Genomic DNA, 1,166 nt, shown 5'->3' on the forward strand with positions numbered 1-1,166 from the left:
CTCGGGGACCGGGGACGCGACTTGCGGCGGACGACGATCGTCGACCCGTCGTCGGACGTCGCGTCACCGGCCGAGGGGTCCGCGTGGCGCTGCGGACCCGGACGCCTGCCCGGGTGCGTGTCGTCGGGATCGACCGGCTGGGTGGCGTCGGGGTCGATGCCGCGGCGCCTCGAGATGGCGGTCGCGTCGTCGGGCTCGACGTGCGCGGCCGGATCGTCCGTCATCGCCGGACCACCGTCATCCGTCGCTGCGGCTCAGCCGGACCTCGGCGTCGCCGAGGAAGAAGAGGTCACCCGCCTCGACCTCTTCGCCTGGCGTCGCGGCCACTTCGGTGCCCATCAGGGTCGTGAAGAGGACTCCGTTGGTGGAGTCGAGATCGGTGATGTACCAGCGATCGTCGCGCAGCGCGAGACGGGCGTGCGTCTTGGAGATCGTCCGGGTGTCGTCGTCGAGCGAGACCAGCTGAGCCTCGGGGAAGGCCGGGTCAGGCGCGGGCCGGCGACCGAGGATGGCCACGGCGGAAGTCAGCGGGATGGGCGCCCCGAGCCGCGGCGCGATGACCCAGCCGGTGCGCTTGCGCCGCGCGACGATCGTCTGGTCGAGGGCGTCCTCGTCGGGGATGTGCGGCAGCACGTGCTGCGCGGACACCGATGCCAGCGCCGAACGCGGACCCCCGGCATCCGGTGCTCCGGCGATCGCCGAGACGGGGCCGGACGTCTCGGGGAAGGCCTCGGCCTCTTCGGGCAGCGGCGAGCGGGTGGGCGCCCAGGGCTCCTGGGCGGACAGCGGCGGCGCAGCCGGCACGCGCGTCACAGGGGGTGCGTCATCGAGCCCGCGGCGAACGGTGGGCGGCGCGGGGGGCGCGGCGGCCGCCGGCGGCGGAAGCGGCACGGCGGAGATCGGCGCAGGGGCGCCGGAGATCGCCCCGGTGACCTCGCCCGTCCAGTCGGACTCGTCGTCGAAGGCGAGCCCTGCACCGAGCAGCGGCGCCGCCGATGACGGAAGCGGCGGCGGGGTCCACCCGGCGCGCGTGACCACGGGCTCGTCGGCGGATCGGCCGGCGACCGGGGCAGGGGGCGCCGGCGGGACCGGGGGGACCGGCGGGAGCGGGGGGACCGGCGGGAGCGGCTCGTACGATGCTGCTTCCGCGAACGGCCACGCGGAGT

General features: G+C 75.9%; 2 protein-coding genes. Both read right to left on the reverse strand.

Going from position 1 to position 1,166, the window contains the following annotated elements; genetic code table 11:
* Positions 1–224: hypothetical protein (locus AC1DVT_RS20380; protein ID WP_477391237.1), on the reverse strand; the 224-nt coding region annotated here is incomplete at its 3' end.
* Positions 225–237: 13 nt separating this feature from the next.
* On the reverse strand, positions 238–1,166 hold a 929-nt coding region (locus tag AC1DVT_RS20385; RefSeq protein WP_477391239.1), incomplete at its 5' end, for an FHA domain-containing protein.

Source organism: Microbacterium sp. P2_F9, from assembly GCF_056403635.1.